The 20420-nt window shown below is 33.0% G+C and carries 22 protein-coding genes; 11 read left to right on the top strand and 11 right to left on the bottom strand.

Translation table 11 applies throughout. From position 1 onward, the window contains the following. The first annotated feature begins 115 nt into the window (after positions 1–115). The 9 genes from ACWA1F_RS05705 (at position 116) to ACWA1F_RS05745 (ending at position 8563) form a co-directional block, all read left to right on the top strand. On the top strand, positions 116–1114 hold the full coding sequence (locus tag ACWA1F_RS05705; RefSeq protein WP_306157728.1) for a glycosyltransferase family 2 protein: 999 nt from the start codon (positions 116–118) through the stop codon (positions 1112–1114). Positions 1115–1116: 2 nt separating this feature from the next. Then, positions 1117–1713 carry a dephospho-CoA kinase gene (gene coaE, locus ACWA1F_RS05710; protein WP_456892330.1) on the top strand — a complete coding sequence of 199 codons (597 nt, stop codon included), beginning with the start codon at positions 1117–1119 and terminating at the stop codon, positions 1711–1713. Between the two features lie 59 nt (positions 1714–1772). Then, on the top strand, positions 1773–3359 hold the full coding sequence (locus ACWA1F_RS05715) for a sensor histidine kinase (RefSeq protein ID WP_456892332.1): 1587 nt from the start codon (positions 1773–1775) through the stop codon (positions 3357–3359). A gap of 3 nt (positions 3360–3362) precedes the next feature. Further along, on the top strand, positions 3363–4079 hold the full coding sequence (locus ACWA1F_RS05720; protein WP_125722891.1) for a response regulator transcription factor: 717 nt from the start codon (positions 3363–3365) through the stop codon (positions 4077–4079). Positions 4080–4598: 519 nt separating this feature from the next. After that, positions 4599–5360 carry a hypothetical protein gene (locus ACWA1F_RS05725; protein ID WP_456892334.1) on the top strand — a complete coding sequence of 254 codons (762 nt, stop codon included), beginning with the start codon at positions 4599–4601 and terminating at the stop codon, positions 5358–5360. Further along, positions 5350–6741, top strand: a complete 1392-nt coding sequence (locus ACWA1F_RS05730; protein WP_456892336.1) for an RtcB family protein — start codon at positions 5350–5352, stop codon at positions 6739–6741. Before ACWA1F_RS05725 ends, ACWA1F_RS05730 begins: the two co-directional genes overlap by 11 nt. A gap of 13 nt (positions 6742–6754) precedes the next feature. Further along, a complete protein-coding gene (locus ACWA1F_RS05735) occupies positions 6755–7366 on the top strand; it encodes a hypothetical protein (protein ID WP_456892338.1) in 612 nt (203 codons plus the stop codon). Beyond that, positions 7354–8043: a peptide chain release factor H gene (gene prfH / locus ACWA1F_RS05740; RefSeq protein WP_456892340.1), complete on the top strand. Its 690-nt coding sequence runs from the start codon at positions 7354–7356 to the stop codon at positions 8041–8043. Before ACWA1F_RS05735 ends, prfH begins: the two co-directional genes overlap by 13 nt. Beyond that, positions 8030–8563, top strand: coding sequence for a hypothetical protein (locus tag ACWA1F_RS05745; protein WP_456892342.1), 534 nt, complete (start codon positions 8030–8032; stop codon positions 8561–8563). The genes prfH and ACWA1F_RS05745 overlap by 14 nt, the downstream gene beginning before the upstream one ends. 160 nt (positions 8564–8723) lie before the next feature. Here ACWA1F_RS05745 and ACWA1F_RS05750 read toward each other — a convergent pair whose 3' ends face one another. The 8 genes from ACWA1F_RS05750 to ACWA1F_RS05785 all read right to left on the bottom strand — a co-directional run bounded on the left by ACWA1F_RS05750 (position 8724) and on the right by ACWA1F_RS05785 (position 16239). Further along, complete coding sequence (locus tag ACWA1F_RS05750; protein ID WP_456892344.1) at positions 8724–9470, bottom strand: acyl-[acyl-carrier-protein] thioesterase; 747 nt, start codon at positions 9468–9470, stop codon at positions 8724–8726. Positions 9471–9705: 235 nt separating this feature from the next. Beyond that, a complete protein-coding gene (gene miaA / locus ACWA1F_RS05755; protein ID WP_456892346.1) occupies positions 9706–10626 on the bottom strand; it encodes a tRNA (adenosine(37)-N6)-dimethylallyltransferase MiaA in 921 nt (306 codons plus the stop codon). 153 nt (positions 10627–10779) lie between these two features. Then, on the bottom strand, positions 10780–11619 hold the full coding sequence (locus ACWA1F_RS05760; RefSeq protein WP_456892348.1) for an ion transporter: 840 nt from the start codon (positions 11617–11619) through the stop codon (positions 10780–10782). A 28-nt stretch (positions 11620–11647) separates the two neighbouring features. Then, positions 11648–13009 carry an exonuclease domain-containing protein gene (locus tag ACWA1F_RS05765; RefSeq protein ID WP_306157748.1) on the bottom strand — a complete coding sequence of 454 codons (1362 nt, stop codon included), beginning with the start codon at positions 13007–13009 and terminating at the stop codon, positions 11648–11650. A gap of 72 nt (positions 13010–13081) precedes the next feature. Beyond that, complete coding sequence (locus ACWA1F_RS05770; protein ID WP_456892350.1) at positions 13082–13735, bottom strand: YggS family pyridoxal phosphate-dependent enzyme; 654 nt, start codon at positions 13733–13735, stop codon at positions 13082–13084. Further along, positions 13729–14256, bottom strand: a complete 528-nt coding sequence (locus ACWA1F_RS05775; RefSeq protein ID WP_456892352.1) for a hypothetical protein — start codon at positions 14254–14256, stop codon at positions 13729–13731. The genes ACWA1F_RS05770 and ACWA1F_RS05775 overlap by 7 nt, the downstream gene beginning before the upstream one ends. Before the next feature lie 41 nt (positions 14257–14297). Continuing rightward, positions 14298–15185, bottom strand: a complete 888-nt coding sequence (locus ACWA1F_RS05780; RefSeq protein ID WP_456892354.1) for a 3-hydroxyacyl-CoA dehydrogenase family protein — start codon at positions 15183–15185, stop codon at positions 14298–14300. Between the two features lie 88 nt (positions 15186–15273). After that, positions 15274–16239 (bottom strand): Gfo/Idh/MocA family protein, encoded by a 966-nt coding sequence (locus ACWA1F_RS05785; RefSeq protein WP_306157754.1) that lies wholly within the window; start codon positions 16237–16239, stop codon positions 15274–15276. 307 nt (positions 16240–16546) lie between these two features. Here ACWA1F_RS05785 and ACWA1F_RS05790 point away from each other — a divergent pair, with 307 nt between their 5' ends. Next, complete coding sequence (locus ACWA1F_RS05790) at positions 16547–17188, top strand: protein-L-isoaspartate(D-aspartate) O-methyltransferase (protein WP_306157756.1); 642 nt, start codon at positions 16547–16549, stop codon at positions 17186–17188. 27 nt (positions 17189–17215) lie between these two features. Here the strand turns inward: ACWA1F_RS05790 and ACWA1F_RS05795 are convergent, their stop codons facing one another. The 3 genes from ACWA1F_RS05795 to smpB all read right to left on the bottom strand — a co-directional run bounded on the left by ACWA1F_RS05795 (position 17216) and on the right by smpB (position 19524). Next, a complete protein-coding gene (locus ACWA1F_RS05795; RefSeq protein WP_456892357.1) occupies positions 17216–18265 on the bottom strand; it encodes a Fic family protein in 1050 nt (349 codons plus the stop codon). 83 nt (positions 18266–18348) lie between these two features. Then, positions 18349–18987, bottom strand: coding sequence for a hypothetical protein (locus ACWA1F_RS05800; RefSeq protein ID WP_456892359.1), 639 nt, complete (start codon positions 18985–18987; stop codon positions 18349–18351). A gap of 81 nt (positions 18988–19068) precedes the next feature. Further along, a complete protein-coding gene (gene smpB / locus ACWA1F_RS05805; RefSeq protein ID WP_111290250.1) occupies positions 19069–19524 on the bottom strand; it encodes an SsrA-binding protein SmpB in 456 nt (151 codons plus the stop codon). A 142-nt stretch (positions 19525–19666) separates the two neighbouring features. On the opposite strand from smpB, the gene ACWA1F_RS05810 reads away from it, so the two are divergent. Then, complete coding sequence (locus tag ACWA1F_RS05810; protein WP_456892361.1) at positions 19667–20323, top strand: hypothetical protein; 657 nt, start codon at positions 19667–19669, stop codon at positions 20321–20323. Positions 20324–20420 lie beyond the last annotated feature (97 nt).

A 20420-nucleotide genomic window follows, 5' to 3' on the forward strand; every position in this document is an offset into this window, starting at 1 on the left:
TAAGTAAAACGAAAAACCATCAGCCAAAAGTTGATGGTTTTTTTGTTAATAAACCATATCTTTGTTAAAATTTTGACACAATAAAAATATACCCTTTAATAACGCATATTCTGCTATGATTTTTTCTTTAATTATACCCGTGTATAATCGTCCAGATGAAGTTGATGAGCTTTTAGAAAGTCTCTCAAAATCTGATTATAATGAAGCTTTTGAAATTGTTCTTGTCGAAGATGGATCTTCTATTCCATGTCGAGATGTGGTGATGAATTATCAAGGAAAATTAAATATATCATATTATTTTAAAGAAAATTCAGGGCCTGGAGATTCTAGAAATTACGGAATGCAGCGCGCTAGGGGCGATTATTTCATCATTTTTGACTCAGATTGTATTATTCCGTCGCAATATTTAACTGAAGTTCGTAAAGAGCTAGATGCTAATTATGTAGATTGTTTTGGAGGGCCAGACAAAGCTTTAGACAGCTTTTCTGATATTCAGAAAGCCATCAATTTTGCTATGACGTCTTTCTTGACTACAGGCGGAATTAGAGGTGGTTCTGAGAAGATAAATAAGTTTCAGCCTCGTAGTTTTAATATGGGGATTTCTAGAAAAGCTTTTGAAGCTTCAAAAGGTTTTGGAAATATTCACCCAGGCGAAGACCCAGATTTATCCATCCGTTTATGGAATTTAGGTTTTGAAACAAGGCTGTTTAAAGAGGCTTATGTATACCATAAAAGAAGAATTGATTGGGAAAAATTCTCTATTCAGGTAAATAAATTTGGTATTGCCCGTCCTATTTTAAATAGCTGGTATCCAGAACATAATAAGCTGACTTTTTTCTTCCCGACTCTCTTTATATTGGGATTATTATTAGCTTTTTTATTGTTAATTTTCAATATCGATATTTTATTACAATTATATTTCGTATATTTCGTTATAATTTTTCTTACAGCCAGTATTCAAAACAAAAGTATTAAGATTGGATACCTATCTGTAATAGCGGTGTGGAAACAGTTTTATGGTTATGGAACAGGATTTTTAAAATCATATTTTAAAGTGATTTTATTAAAGAAAAAACCACAGGAAGCTTTTCCGCGTATGTTTTTTAAATTATAAGAATGACAAAAGTTATTGGTCTTACAGGAGGAATTGGCAGCGGTAAAACGACTGTTGCGAACTATTTTGAAGAAATGGGCGTTCCTGTTTACATAGCTGATGACGGCGCTAAAAGAGTGATGCAGTCAAAAAATATTCTCGAAGAAGTAAAATCTGCTTTTGGTGGCAATGTTTTTGATGATGAAGTTTTAAATCGTGCCAAGTTAGCGCAGGTTGTTTTTAATGATAAAGAACAGTTGGCAAAATTAAATGGAATTGTGCATCCAGCTGTAAAATTAGATTTTGAAGATTGGGTAAAAAAGCATGAAAATTACGATTATGTAATGTATGAAGCCGCCATTTTATTTGAAAGCGGTAGATATAAAGATTGTGATGTTATAATAACTGTTACAGCTCCAGAAGAAGTGAGAATTGAAAGGGTTATAAAAAGAGATAATACCACCCGCGAACAGGTTTTAAGCAGAATGAAAATGCAGTGGAATGACGAAAAACGAATTTCTAAGAGCAATTTCGTGATTAATAACAATAATCTTAAAAAAGCCAAAGAAGAAGTTGTGGAAATTCTTAAAATTTTAAAGATAAAACAAAAACAGTCTTAAATGTTAATATTTGGTTAATGTATTATTTAGTATATTGTTAAAATATTAATTTTGTTTCGATGAATAAATTATTTTTTAGAATACTTGTTTTACTGATGAGTCTGTCCTTAATAGGGATAATTCTGGTTCAAGTATTTTGGTTCAATTCTTCGTTCAAAAATAATGAAGAGCAGTTTAAATACCACGTTACTCAAGTAATTGGAAATGTTGCAGATAAACTGGAACAGCAAGAAGAGTACAGTTTCTACGACAAATACAACCGTATTAAAGACAGCACGGGGAAAATTCCAAAAAAAGAAGATTTACTAGAAGTGCTTTATGTACAGCGTAACACTAAAACGAATAAAACCATTGTTTATTCCAGTACACTGACATCTGAAGATTACGATATCAATGGATCTATTTTTAATAAAAAGTTCAGCAGTGAACGTTTTAAAAGTTTTAGTTCAAAGAGGGTAACAGAAGTTTATAATAACAATGGCGGAATTGACAATAATAATTTAGGACAAAGTATTATTCCGGATCAGAGATTTGAAAAATCAGGAAGTCTGGATATTTTAAATAAAGTTCAGCAGCAGATTCAATATAAAGACATTGCCTCTTTGACTCCAATTGAAGGGAGAATTACAAAAGACAAACTTTATAAATTGTTAAAGAAAGAGTTGGAAGAATATGGTGTTAAGACCAAATTTGAATTCGGAATATACAGCAGTGGCGTTCCGACAAAAATAAAATCTGACGGATTTCATTTTGATAAAGAAGCTACTTATAATATTCCGATTTATACTGATAATGAAGGGAATAGTAAATACGAATTGTCGGTAACGTTCCCACATAAAAAGAAATTCTTATTATCTGAATTATTAAGTATAACTATTTTGTCAATAGTTTTTACATTAATTATAATAGTTGCATACACGAGTGCGTTAAATCAATTATTGCGTCAGAAGCATATTTCTGAAATCAAAACCGATTTTATTAATAATATGACGCATGAGTTTAAAACTCCAATTGCAACCATAAATTTAGCACTTGATGCTATAAGAAGTCCGAAAGTTATTGAAGATAAAGAAAAGGTTTACCGTTATCTTCAGATGATTAGAGACGAAAATAAAAGAATGCACGCTCAGGTTGAAAACGTATTGCGTATTTCAAAATTAGAAAAACGAGAGCTTGATATTACGAAAGAGCCAACTGTAGTTACAGATATAATTGACGATGCTATTGAGCATGTGAATCTTATTTTAGAAGACAGAAAAGGTACTGTAGTAAGACATTACAATGCAGCAAGAACAACCTGTTTGATTAATGAAGTTCACTTTACGAACGTGCTGGTTAATATTTTGGAAAATGCCATTAAATATTCTCCAGATGCGCCAGAGATCGAAATCTTTACTGAAAACATTAAAGATATGATTTTGATTAAAGTGAGAGACCATGGATTGGGAATGAGTAAGATAGCTCAAAAACGAGTATTTGAGAAATTTTACAGAGAGCACACAGGTGATCTTCATAATGTAAAAGGACATGGTTTAGGGCTTGCATACGTAAAAAGAATAGTAGAGGATCACAATGGTCAAGTATATGTAGAAAGCGAAAAAGGGAAGGGTAGCACCTTTATAATAAAAATACCATTAATAAATTAAAATATGGAAAATAATAACAAAAGAATACTTTTAGTAGAAGATGACCTAAATTTTGGGGCAGTTCTTAAAGATTATCTAATGTTAAATGACTTTGAAGTTACTTTAGCTAAAAACGGTATGGAAGGTTTCGAAAAATTCAAGAAAGATGTATATGATTTATGTATTCTTGATGTCATGATGCCTTATAAAGATGGTTACACTTTAGCCAAAGAAATTAGAGAGAAGAACAGTGAAGTGCCAATTATCTTTTTAACAGCAAAATCTATGAAAGAAGATGTGTTAAAAGGTTATAAAGCTGGTGCAGATGACTATTTAAATAAACCTTTTGATTCTGAAGTTCTTTTAATGAAAATTAAAGCAATCATTCAAAGAAAATCAGCTGATACAAAAGCAGAGCAAGTGCAGTTTGAGTTTAACATTGGTAAATTCCACTTAAATTCAAAACTAAGATTCTTGACTTTCCAAGATGAAGAGCCAATTAAATTGTCTCCAAAAGAAAATGAATTGCTTAAAATGCTTATTCTTCATGAAAATGATTTAATGCCAAGAGAATTAGCGTTAACTAAAATCTGGAGAGACGACAACTACTTTACATCAAGAAGTATGGACGTTTACATCGCTAAATTGAGAAAATATCTAAAAGCAGACGAGGATGTTGAAATCTTAAATATCCACGGAGAAGGTTTCAGATTAGTGATTAAAAGCAAAGTTTCTGAATAATAATTCACCAAAAAAATATAAGCTCTGAGAAATCAGGGCTTTTTTTATGCTTGTTTTTTAGCCACAAAGTCGCAAAGACACAAAGTTTTTTAAACTCTCTTTGTGTCTTTGCGACTTTGTGGCATATAATTTTTTGTTCCTTTATGTTGTTGATTTTTAGGTGTATGTGTTTTTTATAATGATTTTTCTTAAAATAAATTTGGAAAATCAAAAAAGTATTATGAATATTTGCAGACGAAAAAATTAATAACCCTTTAAAACGAAGAAATAGTGTTTGTACTTACATCGACATCTCAGAGCTTTACATCAAACAAATTTGGTGAAGCAATTCTTCGTGGCTTATTTCAATCTTAGAAATATACTTTTTAGATATATAAAAAAGCCCGAAGATAATAAGTTTCGGGCTTTTTTTTATTCTAGACTCTTCAAAATTTTCCCGAAAATCGATTTTTAGAATTTATCCGTCAGGATAAAAGGTAAGCCTTTTTGGCTGTTAATTTAATGCACGATAATTTTTTTATGGAAAATTATACGGTAGATGAGTATGTGTTATATACTCGTTTTAAAAGTAAAAGAAGAAAACAAAGATTAGTAAAAGAAGATTTTGAAAAACAATTAATTCAGTTAAGAAAGCTTGAAGTTGAACTTTGGAAAAAACGTAGAGATTTACCATTGGTTCCTTTAGAAATTCCTTATCAAAAAGGCTGGCAGCGTAATTTTAAATTAAGAGACGATGTTGCGAGATCAAGTGAAGCCTCGTTTTACAGCGAATTATTGGAAAAAATAAATACATGGCAGTTCTCTCCAGAAAAATCTTTTAAAAGAAAAAAGAAAAGAAAGAGTAGACACGTGTATGTTGAAAAAATCCAAACTGTAAAAGAGTTTTCAGAGTGGGAATGGAGAAGTTCAAAACTTGAATTGACCGAAAAAGAAAAAGCGCATTTTTATAAAAGAGAACGCTGGTGCAGCAATTTTAAACGCTACAAAGTTCATTATGTGTTTAACGAACCGTGGCGTTATGTGCTCCGTGTGAGTCCGTACATGATTACTCATACAAAAATGGTCGATTCAGTTTTAGAAAGTCAGATTCAGCTACTTGATAATTATGTTGATAATCATAATCTGAGACATAAAATCAACAGATTAATACACGGCAGTTCTCATAAATGGAGTTACTATGAAAAGGAAAATCCAAAAGAGACAAGTCCAATTAAAAATAAAAGTTTGCAAGAATTGTATCAGCAATATGCAGACGAAATGATAGAAAATCATGGGAAATAAATTATCTGGAAAAGACCTGATTAAGTTGGGTTTTCCAAAAAACAATTCAATAAATATAGCCTTAGGGCAAATAAACAGATATAGAAAAAGAGAGAAAAAAGAAGCCATTCTAACAGAAGCAAAAGACGTTCTGCTAAATCCTGAAAAGTATGAAGGCAACGGAACTTGGGGAAAAGTAGCTGAAGGTTTAATCAATCCTGTTCAGGTAAGAATGCATCAGTTGAATAACACAAGAGCACCTTTTACGATTTTTGGTGAAAACGAAATCGATCAGCAGGCAAAATTTCAATTGTACGATTCTTTAAAATTGCCCATTTCAGTCGCGGGAGCTTTAATGCCAGATGCGCATTCAGGTTATGGATTGCCAATTGGGGGTGTGTTAGCGACTGATAATGCGGTGATTCCGTATGGGGTTGGTGTTGATATAGGATGCCGAATGAGTCTTTCTATTTTCGATTTGCCAGCGTCACATTTTAAAGGAAGAGAACATCAGTTGGAAGCAATTTTGAAAGACAATACCAAATTTGGAATGTATGAAACCCATGCATCAAGAGTAGATCATGAGGTTTTTCATAAAAGTGAATTTCAAGATATTCCGCTGTTAAGGAATCTTTTACCAAAAGCTTATAAGCAGTTGGGAACTTCTGGTGGAGGAAACCATTTTGTAGAATTTGGGATTGCAAAAATTGATAATCCGGAGAATGAGTGGAAGCTGGAAAAAGGCGAATATTTTGCTGTTCTGTCACACAGCGGTTCACGCGGATTGGGCGCAAACATTGCAAAGCATTATACTTATTTAGCGACTAAACAATGTCCGTTGCCGAAAAATGTACAGCATTTAGCTTGGCTAGATTTGAATACACACGATGGTCAGGAATATTGGCTGGCAATGAATTTAGCAGGTGAATATGCAAAAGCATGTCACGACGATATTCACAGACGAATTGCCAAAGCGATTGGAAAAAGAGTGGTAGTGACAATTGAAAACCATCACAATTTTGCTTGGAAGGAAATGGTTAACGGACAAGAATGTATTGTGCATAGAAAAGGAGCAACACCAGCCAGCAAAGGGCAGTTGGGGATTATTCCGGGTTCGATGACAGCGCCTGGTTTTATTGTAAAAGGAAAAGGAAACGCAGAGAGTTTGAATTCAGCTTCGCACGGTGCAGGACGTTTGTTTTCGAGAGCAAAATGTAAAAGTACTTTCACGCAGAGTTTGATTAATAAAGAGCTGAAGAAACACGAGGTGACTTTAATTGGCGGTAATATTGATGAAGCGCCAATGGCTTATAAAGACATTACAAAAGTGATGGAAAATCAGACGGAACTGGTTGAAGTGCTTGGAACTTTTACTCCGAAAATTGTTAGAATGGATCGTTAAAACTAAAAAGATTATGGAAAGATTTCAAGATGAAAATAAATTCTTAGGCAATTTTTACAGTGAGATTTTAGTAAAATGTCCAAAATGCGAATCAAAAGAAACTGTAAAAACAGAATTAAAAGAAAATTGTGAATGCGGGAAATGCCATAATATGGTTTTTGAATGCAAAAATTGCTTTCATAAATTAAAAGAACCCGTGTATCTATACATTGCTTATGGAAAAGAATACTGTAATAATTGTTTTGAAAAATTCGAATATCAGTCGCAGCCGCTAAAAGAAAAGCCTTTAACGTATAAAACAAAATGTCCTCATTGTGATTTTCAGGAGGAATGGAAAACGAAAACGTATAGGGTTAAAGAAGAATCGAAGCTAGATACAGGCTTAGTAAAAGATGTGTGGTACAATTTGCAGCTTTGGTTTCAGAAAGAGTTTGATGGTTCTATTTTCTGGGCTTATAATCAGGATCATATCGATTATTTGGAAAGGTATATTGGTGCCGATTTGAGAGAACGAAATTCAAAAGCAAATTACACATCAAGTTTAGTGGCTCGTTTGCCACAATTTGTAAAAGCAGCAAAAAATAGAGAAAAGCTTCTTAAAATTTTAAAGAAATGGAAAGAATAATTCAGATAACAGCGGGTCGAGGACCTGCGGAATGCACTTGGGTGGTTGCCCAAGTGCTTAAAAAAGTTTTGGATGAAGCACGTGAGCAGGGACTTGAAACAGTTTTACTGCAAAGAGAAGCTGGCGAAGAAAATGGAACTATAGAAACGGCTACTGTTGCTGTAAAAGGCAAGAATACAGATCAGTTTGTAAATTCTTGGATTGGAACTATTCAGTGGATTGGCCAGAGTCAGTTTAGGAAAATGCATAAACGCAAAAACTGGTTTATCGGCATTTTTGAAATTGAACAGCAGAAAAATGCAGGATTTTCAGAAAATGATATTCAATATCAGGCTATGAGAAGCTCTGGAGCAGGAGGACAGCACGTAAATAAAGTAAGTTCGGCAATTCGGGCAACTCATATTCCGACGGGAATTGCAGTTGTTTCTATGGATAGTAGGTCGCAACATCAAAACAAAAAACTGGCAACAGAAAGATTAATTAAAAAACTGGAAGACGAGAAACTTATTCAGCTTAAAAATCATGTGGGCAAGCAATGGGAAAACCAATTGAATGTACAACGCGGAAATCCAGTGAGGGTTTTTGCAGGAAGTGATTTTAAAAAGAATAAAGTGGAGAAAAGTTACAAAGGAACTCGTCAGAAATTAAAAAACGATTTACGAAATGAAAACAATTGATAAATACCTTTTTCAGGCTTTGGATAATTACCCATATTGGTTGGAAGGAACAATCGAATCTTTGGATTATGCTTTTTCTTATGATTCAAAAAACACGATGATTTTATGTTTGTACGGACGTATTCAGGCCGAACAGCTTATGAATTATGAAGAAGCTAAATCTTATTTTCAAGAAGCTTTATCGATTAATATTCATGCGCTTGAAGTGTATCCGTATTATTTGCAGACGCTGATTTTGAATGAAGATTATGAAGAAGCTGAGAAATTGATTGACTTTGCTTTGACTGTTAAAGGAATAAATAAAGCCGAAATTTTTATTAAGAAAGCAATGTTACTTGAAGTGCAGCAAAAATTCAAAGAAGCTTTGAAAGAAATTAAACAGGCAAAATTATTCTCTATGCAGCACGATTACGATTCTGGAATAAGCGAAGTAGAAAAACGAATTAAAAGTAAAATAGATTTATTGGAAAACAAGAAATCTAAAAAAGATAAGAAAGGCTCTAAAAAGAAATCGAAATGATTCTAATACAACAAAAAACGATGCAACTTGCATCGTTTTTTGTTGTTTGGATTTTGCTATTTGATTTCCTGCAAGGTTTCCAAAACCTTGTAGGTTTGTGGCGTACAATTGCACACCTACAAGGTTTTGGAAACCTTGCAGGAGCAGTGAATAAATTTAATTATTTCCAGTGCAACTCTAAAGCAAAACAAGTCTTTTCGCCTTTTGTAATTGTAAAAGTAGTTTCGGTTTGCTCTTCATTATCACTTTCGTGAATAATAACTTTATCGTTTAAAGAAAGCTCTTTAAGAAAGTTCATTTCAAAACTTTTCACTTCTTGGTTTAAGATTCTTTTTGGGTCCACATGATCGAGGCACCACTCCAAATACTTTACATTATTGGCGTGATTTACAATGTCTAAATCTGATAAATAAACGGTTTTTTCAAAAACGGATTCTTTCTCAGAATTAATATTTATTTTAGAAAAGCCTTCAATTGTTGCTCTATTGTCAGGATATAATTCGAAATGTGCAAAAGTTAATGCCAGAGCTTCTGGACGGCGTGCTTTTGTGTTGAAAACGGCCCAAAATGTTTCGCTTCCAACTATTTTTTTTCCGTTTACATACATTTCCAGTGCACGGACAGAACGTGAATTTTCTAAACTATTAATCCATGTTTTTACGGTGACCACATCTTGCCATTTTGGCAAAGCAGTTATTTCTACACGCATACGGCTTAAAACCCAAGCTTGATCAAATTCTTGCATATCACTAAAACTGATACCTCCAACTTCTGAATGTGCTGCAGCGGTAAGCTGTAAAAGGTTGCACAAATCGGTGTATTTTAAGTAACCAGTTGGCGTGCATTGTGTGAAATTGATTTCCCAGTCTTTGGTTAAAACTGATGTGAAATTGGGAGATATTGGCATTTTTTAATTTTAGATTGTTGATTTTAGATTTTAGATTTTTTGAAATATGACGATACTATTTTATAACTTATGTAAATAAAGCCAAATAATAATACTCCAAAAATTATAAATTCTTTAATGTTTAGATTTTTAAAATGAGGTCTTTCAATCTTTTCTTTTAGAGCTATAGCAAATACGATAGTTAAAACTACTGTACAAAAAAGAAAGAAAACATTTCCTATTAGTTTTAAAAATTTCATTTTATTACACCTCCGATATAATCAATTATCTCATTTCTATCTGTTGAGTAATCAAACCATTTGGTATTTTCATTTCGTTTGAACCACGTCAATTGCCTTTTTGAAAACCTTCTTGTATTTTTTTTGATTTCCTCAATTGCAAATGGCAAAGTGAATTCTCCGTCAAAATAACTAAATAATTCTCTATAACCGACCGTTTGTAAAGCATTTAACTCTTTGTTAGGATAAAGTGCTTTTGCTTCTTCCAGCAACCCCATGTTCATCATGATGTCGACGCGCTGGTTGATTCTGCTGTAAATTATTTCACGATCTGCGTCTAAACCAATTAAAATAGGGGTGAAGTTTCTGTTGTTTTTCTTTAGATTTAAAAAGGAAGAATATGGTTTTTGAGATCCGATGCAAACTTCTACAAAACGCATCATACGCTGTGGGTTTTGTAAGGTCTGCGGGTTTTCGATTGTTATTTTTTGGTAATAATCGGGATCTAGATTTTTCAATTGTTCCTGAAGATATTCGATTCCGAATTTTTCGTAGTTTGAATTGACTTCGGTACGAACTTCTGGAGCGATTTCAGGAAATTCGTCGAAACCTTTTAAAATGGCATCGACATATAGTCCTGATCCGCCAATTAGAATGGCAAAATCGTTATTTTGATATAATTCTTCTAGTTTTAAAAGTGCTTCTTTTTCGTAATCGCCTACGGTATAATTTTCAAAAATGGATTTGTTTTGAATGAAATGATGTTTGGCAGCATTTAATTCTTCTTCGCTTGGAACGGCTGTTCCGATGGTCATTTCTTTAAAAAACTGACGGCTGTCACAAGAAACAATTTCGCAGTTAAAGTGTTGTGCCAAAGCAATGCTCAAGGCTGTTTTGCCTATAGCTGTTGGTCCGACGATTGTTATTAGGTATTTCATATTTTTTAGCCCAGATGGAAATGGAAACCCCGGACTTATATTTGTGTGTTTTTTTTGGAATAAAAAAGCGACCAGAGGAAGCTCTTTTTATGACTTAAAAAAACAGCAAATATAAGGAGGAGTTGCAATGTACAGCTGGATTAGCTTCTTAAATTAATTATTTGGCAATTCTGTTCCGCATTCATAACAATATTTTGCGTTGTCAAAATGAACTTGAGACTGGCATTTTGTGCATGTTTTTTTACTGTTTACCGTATTGTTTTTTAAGCTCTTTTTGGCAAATTCAGCGGTTACAATTCCTGTGGGAACGGCGATTATTCCGTAACCTAAAATCATAACAAAGGCTGCAATAAATTGTCCTAAAGGAGTTTGCGGAGAAATGTCTCCATAACCAACGGTTGTCAAGGTAACAATTGTCCAATAAATTCCCATTGGGATGCTTGTAAAACCAGATTCTTTTCCTTCGACCAAATACATTATGGAGCCAATAATAATGGTGCTGATTAAGACGAAATAAATGAAAACAAGAATTTTTTCTTTACTCGCATCAATGGCTTCTTTTAGCTGTAAAGATTGATGGTTGATTTGCGGAATGTGCAAAATTTTGAACAATCGAAGAAAACGTAGCGCTCTCACGATGGACAAAATACTTGCGCCAGGAAAAAAGATGGACAAGTACATTGGCAAAACGGCGAGCAAATCGATGATTCCGTAAAAGCTAAAAATGTATTTTATTGGTTTTTGAATGGAAATAATTCTCAGAATATATTCGATGGTGAAGAATATTGTAATGACCCATTCGCAAATAATTAATTGCTCGTGATATTTAGAACTGATTCCTTCAACGGTATCGAGCATGATTAAAAGAACGCTCAGTAAGATTAAACCTAAAAGAACCAAATCGAACATTCTACCTGCTAAAGTGTTGGTTCCGTAGAGAATGATTTTTATTCTTTCTCTAAAAAGTTCGTATTTAGATTTGTGTTTTACCATACTATGAAGATACAAAAAGTTTATTGCACTAAAAATGAAGGACTTTTAACGATTTACTTTTGCGGATATAGTTCTGAATAATATTTTTTACATCTCGATTGTGCTGCATTGGAATCAGAATATTTTTAAGAATATCAATATTGGTAATCTGATAATTTAGATCGTAATAAGCATAACCTTGATACGTGCCGTTTTCGATTAAAATCGCACTTCTTTCGTTTATATTTCGGCCTCTGTCAATTAAAATCATGCTTTTGTTTTCGAAGCTATTTTCTGAAATGAATTGCTGTACTCTTAAATTGTAAACTTCGGGAGTAACTTCGCCAATGCAAGCGCCGTCGCATTCTTTGATTTTATATTGAAAACATTCGTTTTTGGTTTGGTATAAACCTGTCAGTTTCTGGCACAAATGGTATTTTGCCGTAAATCTAAACAGCGCATTTTTACCATCTTGTAAAGATGCAAAAGAGGTAATTTCTTTTTTTCTTCCATCTGCTTTTTCAAGTTTTAGATTCATATAACCGTTTGCATCTTTTTCGGCATATAATGCGAAAGGAAAAACAGTTTTCTTTTGTGAACGATTGTATCTCGGACGATTGGTTTTTACTTCTTGGCTTTCTTTTAAAAGCGCTACTAATTCGCTTCCAGTTTCTTCGTAAGTGATGGTAAAAACTTCTGCTTGAATCCTTTTGCTTTTGGTGGTAACTCCAGTAAAATGCTGATTGACTCTTTTTTTTATGTTTTGGCTTTTGCCGATATAAATTAGCGTACCACCTTCATTATAAATATAATAAACGCCAGTTTTGGTTGGCATTTGATTTAAAATATCTAAAAATTTTGGAGAAATTCCTTTTTCGACTTCGAGTTTTATAAAATCTTTTACGATTGTCTTCTCAGTGTCTTTTTCCAAAAGCATTTTAAACAGCTTTGTGGTCGCCATAGCGTCTCCGCTGGCGCGATGTCTGTCTGCCATCGGAATTCCGAGTGCGCGAACTAGTTTTCCTAAACTATAAGAAGGCTGTTCTGGGATTAATTTTTTTGCTAATTCAACCGTACAAAGTGTTTTGGCTTCAAAATCGTAGCCTAAACGTCTAAATTCGGTTCTTAGAATTCTATAGTCAAAAGAAGCGTTATGAGCTACAATTACGCAGTCTGAAGTGATTTCAATAATGCGTTTGGCAATTTCGTAAAATTTTGGAGCAGAACGCAACATAGCGTTATTAATCCCTGTCAGTTTTACAACAAAAGGCTGAATCGGAATTTCAGGATTGACAAGGCTTATGAATTGATCAACTACTTCATGCCCATCAAATTTGTAGATAGCGATTTCGGTAATTCCCTCTTCATTAAATTGTCCCCCAGTGGTTTCTATGTCAAGTATTGCGTACAAATTAGGTGCTCAGTGTTTAGTTTTTTGTAGAGGTGCATCGTTGTGCGTCTCACGTTGGGTAGTTTTCGATAATTAACGGCCGCCAAAAATGCTGCTTCCAATTCTAACCATTGTGCTTCCGCATTCAATAGCCAATTGATAATCTCCAGACATTCCCATTGAAATTGTTTTTAAATCAACAATCTGCAGTTTTTGGATGGAATCAAAAATCGATTTTAAATGTGTAAATTCTTTTTTTATCTGGTTTTGGTTTTCGGTGAAAGTGGCCATTCCCATTAAACCTAAGATACGAATATTTTTCAACTCTTTGAACTCAGAAGATGTTAAAAGTTGGTTTAATTCGCTTTCGTCCAAACCAAATTTAGATTCTTCTTCGGCAATATAAATTTGAAGAAGACAATCTATAATTCTGTTATTTTTTAAAGCTTGCTTGTTGATTTCCTGCAATAATTTCAAACTGTCAACGCCGTGAATCAAAGTCACATACGGCGCCATAAATTTGACTTTATTCGACTGAACATGACCAATCATATGCCATTGGATATCTTTAGGCATTTGTTCCCATTTTTCAGTCATTTCCTGAATTTTGTTTTCTCCAAAAATGCGCTGACCCGCTTCATAAGCCTGCATCAAATCTGAAACAGGTTTTGTTTTTGAAACGGCAACTAGAGTTACATGTTCAGGTAAGGTTGCTTTAATTGTATTTAAATTTGATGCTATTAACATTTTTCTATTTTCTGTTGTATTCGCATTATATATAACTTTTCATCAAGTATAATTTTCTCTCCTTTGTACTTTTTAAATTCATTAAATATTTCGACTATTTGTTCATCTGAAAATGTCTGGAATGGATTTATAGTATATTTATTTTTTCCATTTTTTAAATTTATGTAAAAGGTCACAGAACATAATCCTGATCGTGAGGGATTTCCTTTAACCTCAATTTTTGTTCCTTTTAGCGGAATAGATTTTTCCCAGTTTGCATTGAAAACTTCACCCTTTAAAGTTATCTTATTTTCATCAATAGTAACTAAATTGATAATTCTTTTAAATGAATTTTTAATCAATATGATGCATAATACTAAAAGAACTAATTCAAGAAAATATGCATAATATTTTAGATTTTTGTCTTCAAAAAAAATAGAAAGTACAAATGAGTAAATTATAAATACAAATAAGTAACCAATAGGTCTTTTACTAAAAATCCTAGCTTTTAAATTTTTATAATTTCCTTCAAATGTAATCATATATTAAGCAAGAGGGAATCTTAATTCAGAAAATGTAAATACTACAAAAACTGTTTAGAGACTTTCTCCGCTTTTTTACTTTCGCTGTAATCGTAAAAACCTTCACCAGATTTTACTCCCAGTTTTCCAGCTCTAACCATATTTACAAGAAGTGGGCAAGGAGCATATTTCGGGTTTTTGAATCCGTCGTACATTACATTAAGAATGGCAAGACAAACATCAAGTCCAATAAAATCAGCCAATTGAAGAGGTCCCATTGGATGTCCCATTCCTAATTTCATTACTGTATCAATTTCATAAACACCCGCAACGCCATTGTATAACGTTTCAATTGCTTCGTTTAACATTGGCATTAAAATTCGGTTCGCCACAAAACCAGGATAATCGTTTACTTCAACTGGTACTTTGCCTAATTTTTCAGATAAAGACATGATAATTTTAGTGACTTCATCGCTTGTATTGTACCCGCGGATGATTTCGACCAATTTCATAATCGGCACCGGATTCATAAAGTGCATTCCGATAACGCGCTCAGGATGTGCTACAACAGCTCCAATTTGTGTGATAGAAATAGAAGAAGTATTGGTTGCTAAAATCGTATTGTGTGAGCAATATTCGTTTAATTGTTTGAAGATGTTTAGTTTTAATTCTACATTTTCAGTTGCAGCTTCTACGACTAAATCAACGCCTACAACACCGTCTTTTAGATCGGTATAAGTGATAATATTAGTGATTGTTTTTGCAACATCTTCCTGCGTAATGGTTCCTTTAGACAGCATACGGTCTAAGTTAGCCGCAATAGTTGCCATTCCTTTATCTAATGATTTTTCAGAAACGTCAATTAGTTTTACAGTAAATCCGCTTTGCGCAAAAGTATGTGCAATTCCGTTCCCCATTGTTCCTGCTCCAATTACAGCTATTGTTTTCATAGTATACCGTGAAATTATATTTTATGATTTAGCCACGAATTCAGCAAATAATTCGTGAATTCGTGGCTAACTTATTTTTTTAAATTTATTATTTATTGAAACAATCAATAATTTGATACGCCACTCTTAAAGCATCTGTAGCTTGTTCAAGTGTTACTACAGGAGTTGTATCGGTATTAATTGCATTGGCAAAAGATTCTAATTCGTCCAAAATCGCATTATTTGCTTCAACATCTGGATTGGTGAAATAGATTTGTTTTTTTACACCTTCAGCATTTTGAAGAATCATATCGAAATCTCCAGGAACTTCTGGCGCATCTTTCATTCGAACTACTTCGCATTTCTTTTCTAAAAAATCTACTGAAATGTAAGCGTCTTTTTGAAAGAAACGTGATTTGCGCATATTTTTTAATGAAATTCTGCTTGCCGTTAAGTTAGCAACGCATCCATTTTCAAATTCGATTCTAGCATTGGCAATATCTGGTGTATCACTAATTACAGATACACCACTCGCGTGAATATCTTTTACTTTCGATTTAACAACACTTAAAATAGCATCGATATCATGAATCATTAAATCTAAAACCACGGGAACGTCTGTACCGCGCGGATTAAATTCTGCCAAACGATGCGTTTCTATAAACATCGGATTTTCGATCATGTTTTTGGTAGCGATAAAAGCGGGATTAAAACGCTCTACGTGACCAACTTGACCTTTTACATTGTATTCTTTAGCAAGAGCAATAATTTCTTCTGCTTCTTCTACAGTGTTGGCAATTGGTTTTTCTATAAAGATGTGTTTTCCTGATTTGATGGCAACTTTAGCACATTTATAGTGCGAAAGTGTTGGAGTAACAATATCAATCACGTCGACAGCGTGAATGAGTTTTGCAATTGTGCTGAAGTTTTTATAGCCAAACTCTTTTGAGATTCTTTCGGCATTTTCTTGATTTTCGTCGTAAAATCCAACTAATTCGTATTTGTCAGATTGTTGTAATAAGCGTAAATGTATTTTACCAAGATGACCAGCACCTAAAACTCCTACTTTTAACATGAGAATGTATTTTAAACAAAAATATAATTTATTTGTTTAACGTGAAAGTGAATTTAAAGTAATTGTGAGTCGATAGTTAATTAGTCCTTAGTTTATAGTCCTTAGTTGTGAGTTGCGTTTTCTGGCTTGTCACCCTAAAGCGTAGTCAAAGGACGTACAGTTAACGAACAAAGGGATTCGACTATGCTCAGCCTGACAAATGGAGACATTAAAATTCAAGTTTCAGCTTTATAAATTTATTATTTAAAAATCAATATTTGAAATCCTGTTTTGTTTCTTATTTTTGCGAAAATAAAACCTACCCATTTTGAAAGATACTGCCAAACATCAAGGACTTCGTAATCAATTAGTAAGTACTTTAGAACAAAAAGGAATTACTGATAGAGCTGTTCTAGAAGCGATAAAAAAAATCCCAAGACACCTATTTTTAAATTCAAGTTTTGAAGATTTCGCTTATCAGGACAAAGCTTTCCCAATTGGGGCGGGGCAGACTATTTCACAGCCTTATACAGTGGCTTTTCAGTCGCAACTGCTTGAAGTTAAGAAAGATCATAAGATTTTAGAAATCGGAACAGGCTCTGGTTACCAGACAGCTGTTTTATTTATGCTTGGAGCAAAAGTGTATACGATTGAAAGACAAAATGAATTGTTTAAAACGACTTCCAATCTTTTTCCAAAATTAAATATCCGTCCAAAGCATGTTACTTTTGGAGACGGTTACAAAGGATTGCCAAATTTTGCACCTTTTGACAGCATTATAGTTACAGCAGGTGCGCCGTTTATTCCGCAGCCTTTAATGGCACAGTTGAAAATAGGAGGAAGACTTGTTATTCCGCTAGGAGAAGATGTTCAGATTATGACTTTATTAATCAGAAAAAATGAAACTCAATTTGAAAAACATGAGTTTGGAGAATTTAGATTTGTTCCTTTATTAGAAGATAAAAATTAAAAGAAAAGCCCGTTTATACGGGCTTTTTTATTGAGTGAGAATTGAAATGTATCTTTCCAAACTTTCTTTTTCTCTTTGAGCTATAAAAAGAAAAAAATCTTCTTTGTCTTTTTTGGTTTGCGCTATTTCTAAAGATTGATAATATTGCATTCGATTTTCATAATCTCCTTTAATATTAGCAATTGGATATCCTTTTTGCATCAAAATTAAATTCATAATCAATCTTGAAGTTCTGCCATTTCCATCAATAAAAGGATAGATTGTAGCTAATCGTTCGTGCATTTCAGCTGCTAAAATAACAGGATGCAATTTGTTTTTATTGATTTCATACCAAATAAAATATTCTTCCATTTCTTGCTGAACCATTAAAGGCTGAGGAGGCATGTGTGTGCTGCCTTGTATCATGACTTGAATTTTTCTATAGCGACCTGCATCTTCAGGAATAATTCCTCTTAAAATTAAATTATGGATAGATAAAAGATCGCGTTCGTTTAGCGAATTGCTTTTATTCATTAAATCTTTTATAAAACCAATGGCTTCCTGATGATTTATTGCTTCCAGATGTTCCCGCATACTTTTTCCTGAAATAGTCAAACCCTCATTAATGACCATATCTGTTTCGCGAAGAGTCATTGTATTTCCTTCAATTCTATTACTTTCAAAAGTATATTCTAATTCAAGAGCCTGTTTAATCTTAAAACTATCATACTGACGGTGAGAATCTAGTTTTTCTTTTAAAGCATCAATTTCGTTTAAAATTTTTTCTAATGAAGTAGATAATTTAAGATTGGAAACTGTTTTATTGTATTTGATTTCATCTTCGGCAATTTTCAAAGCCTTCAAAGCAAACTCTTCATCGCCAATTTCGTAAAGAATTTTTTCTTTAAGCCAGGCAATCATTAAAGTTTCATAATCAATTTCTAAGAGCTGAGACAATTTTACAATTTGATCTTTAGTTGGCTTTCTAGTTCCCGATTCAAATTTGCTAATTAAAGCCTGATCTATATTGGCAAGCTGTGCCAGTTCACGGGTTTTAAAACCTTTTTGCTCTCGAGCATTTTTTAAAAGAGATTTCATTTGATGAAAAATTAAGTCTTGACAAAAATAGTCAATTTTTTATATAAAAGAAAAGCAGTGTTTTAAGTACTGCTTTCTAAATTTTATTTTGGAGGAAGAGAACCGTCTTTTTTCATTTCTTTTACAACAGATTGCATTATGGCATCTACAGTTTGTCCTAAGTCGGTAACATACTGTGATTCTGTTGTTCCGGTCCAGATTAGTTTATTTTGCTTTAGCGAAAATACATTGGTTTCTACCATATAAGATGTCGTTTCTTGATAATATCCAGGGTCATAGAAGTTTGGAGAATACATTCCGTACCAATTCCCAAAACCGTAACCGTACATTCCGGTATATAATCCGTCAAAACCTCCATAATACATTCCAGTGTAAGTTCCGGGAACGTAGGTAGTTTCTTTTTCTTTACTGACTAAACGCATGCTGACAACTCCGTCAAAATTTTCGTCTTGTAAAACCTTTAGTTTTTCTTCTTTCGATAATTGTGAGGTTGCGTTTAAGTATTGATACGAAGTTTTGAATACAGGATTACTTGCAGCAATTCTGTTTTCTATAATTCGTCTCGAAGCTTCGTCTTTGACCAAAGCTACAACCAAAACTTTTTTAAAATGTTCCTGAGTAATCGTCACATCGGGATCTCTCCAGCTGTTTACAATAGAAGTATTACTGCCGCAACTTGAAAACGCTGCAATAGCGAAAAACAAAACTAAGTACTTTTTCATATTTTACAGTTAAATTGGTTATAAGTAAAAATAACTATAAAATATTAATAAATAGAGGTTTATGTAAAATTAAAAAAGCTTTTAGTTAAAAGCTTTTTTAATACGGTCCAAATCACGTTTGGTATCTTGTTCTTTTAGAGATTCACGTTTGTCATAGTTCTTTTTCCCTTTGCACAACCCGATTTGCAGTTTGGCTAAACCTTTTTCGTTTGTGAATAATTTTAAAGGAATGATTGTTAAACCTTTTGCCTGAACACTTTTATGAAGTGTTTTTAATTCTTTTTTATTTAAAAGTAATTTTCTCTCGCTTCTTGATTTATGATTGAACTGATTTCCAAAAGAATACTCTTCAATATAAGTATTAATGGCAAAAAGTTCCATGCCGCTAAACTCGCAGAAGCTTTCGGTAATATTTGCTTTCCCTAAACGTATAGATTTAATTTCTGTTCCCGCCAAAACAATTCCAGCAGTATAAGTGTCGATTATTTCATAATCGAATCTGGCTCTTTTGTTAAGTATGTTGACTGATTTTATCATGATTGCAAATGTAAGACAAAATTGAAAAAAAATGTAACAGATAAAGATAATTAAAGATTTTTTTTCAATCTATGATTTTAATCATTCTTAAGGAAAAAACTTACCTATAAGTTTGTCTTATAATTTTAAAAACCAAAATAAAATGAAAAAAATTGTAACGTTAATGAGTATAGTGTTAATCGGTTTTGCCGCTAAAGCTCAAGATTCATCTCAAGGATTAAAAGGCGCTTGGTTTGCTACTTCTCAGTTTGGTTACCAGCAGACAAAAACTGGTGATGTAAAAGCAACGAATATTTCTGTATTGCCAATTGTTGGAACATTTGTAACTCCTTCTGTAGCAGTTGGTGCTGCCGTAGGATTTATTAATATTAAAGCAGATGGATACCCAGAGGGAAGTACAGATCTTAAAACACTTGCTAAGACAGATTTATTTGTTTTTCAGCCTTTGGTTAGAAAATATTGGAATGTAGCGGGTTCATTATATTTCTTTGGACAGGCAGCAATACCAGTCATCACAGGAAAAGAAAAAGAAAGCGATTTAAAAGTCAATCAAGTTGGTTTGTCTGTGTCTGGAGGGTTTGACTATTTTGTAACTAAAAACTTCTCTGTTGAGTTTTCTTATGATTTAGCAAACTTTACTTCTACAACATTGGATCCTAAGGTAGGAGAAAAAACTACAGTTACTAATTTTGGTTTAGCACATGTTGCAAATGTTGAGCCATTGTACAATGGGGCTTTAGGCGGAAGTAATCCAACTTTAACTTCTCCAATTTCTGTAGGATTTAAATTCATATTCTAATTTTATTCTTTATTTGATTAACGTAAAATTCTATTTTAGTAATTTTACAAAAAAAAAGACCGTGCTTTAAAGTACGGTCTTTTGATATTATTTAAAA

It is taken from the genome of Flavobacterium erigeronis, from assembly GCF_054075165.1.

Coding starts and splice junctions, on each gene's coding strand:
- ACWA1F_RS05705 (WP_306157728.1), top strand. CDS start 116: ATGATTTTTTCTTTAATTATACCCGTGTATAATCGTCCAGATGAAGTT.
- coaE (WP_456892330.1), top strand. CDS start 1,117: ATGACAAAAGTTATTGGTCTTACAGGAGGAATTGGCAGCGGTAAAACG.
- ACWA1F_RS05715 (WP_456892332.1), top strand. CDS start 1,773: ATGAATAAATTATTTTTTAGAATACTTGTTTTACTGATGAGTCTGTCC.
- ACWA1F_RS05720 (WP_125722891.1), top strand. CDS start 3,363: ATGGAAAATAATAACAAAAGAATACTTTTAGTAGAAGATGACCTAAAT.
- ACWA1F_RS05725 (WP_456892334.1), top strand. CDS start 4,599: ATGGAAAATTATACGGTAGATGAGTATGTGTTATATACTCGTTTTAAA.
- ACWA1F_RS05730 (WP_456892336.1), top strand. CDS start 5,350: ATGGGAAATAAATTATCTGGAAAAGACCTGATTAAGTTGGGTTTTCCA.
- ACWA1F_RS05735 (WP_456892338.1), top strand. CDS start 6,755: ATGGAAAGATTTCAAGATGAAAATAAATTCTTAGGCAATTTTTACAGT.
- prfH (WP_456892340.1), top strand. CDS start 7,354: ATGGAAAGAATAATTCAGATAACAGCGGGTCGAGGACCTGCGGAATGC.
- ACWA1F_RS05745 (WP_456892342.1), top strand. CDS start 8,030: ATGAAAACAATTGATAAATACCTTTTTCAGGCTTTGGATAATTACCCA.
- ACWA1F_RS05750 (WP_456892344.1), bottom strand. CDS start 9,470: ATGCCAATATCTCCCAATTTCACATCAGTTTTAACCAAAGACTGGGAA.
- miaA (WP_456892346.1), bottom strand. CDS start 10,626: ATGAAATACCTAATAACAATCGTCGGACCAACAGCTATAGGCAAAACA.
- ACWA1F_RS05760 (WP_456892348.1), bottom strand. CDS start 11,619: ATGGTAAAACACAAATCTAAATACGAACTTTTTAGAGAAAGAATAAAA.
- ACWA1F_RS05770 (WP_456892350.1), bottom strand. CDS start 13,735: ATGTTAATAGCATCAAATTTAAATACAATTAAAGCAACCTTACCTGAA.
- ACWA1F_RS05775 (WP_456892352.1), bottom strand. CDS start 14,256: ATGATTACATTTGAAGGAAATTATAAAAATTTAAAAGCTAGGATTTTT.
- ACWA1F_RS05780 (WP_456892354.1), bottom strand. CDS start 15,185: ATGAAAACAATAGCTGTAATTGGAGCAGGAACAATGGGGAACGGAATT.
- ACWA1F_RS05785 (WP_306157754.1), bottom strand. CDS start 16,239: ATGTTAAAAGTAGGAGTTTTAGGTGCTGGTCATCTTGGTAAAATACAT.
- ACWA1F_RS05795 (WP_456892357.1), bottom strand. CDS start 18,265: ATGAAATCTCTTTTAAAAAATGCTCGAGAGCAAAAAGGTTTTAAAACC.
- ACWA1F_RS05800 (WP_456892359.1), bottom strand. CDS start 18,987: ATGAAAAAGTACTTAGTTTTGTTTTTCGCTATTGCAGCGTTTTCAAGT.
- smpB (WP_111290250.1), bottom strand. CDS start 19,524: ATGATAAAATCAGTCAACATACTTAACAAAAGAGCCAGATTCGATTAT.
- ACWA1F_RS05810 (WP_456892361.1), top strand. CDS start 19,667: ATGAAAAAAATTGTAACGTTAATGAGTATAGTGTTAATCGGTTTTGCC.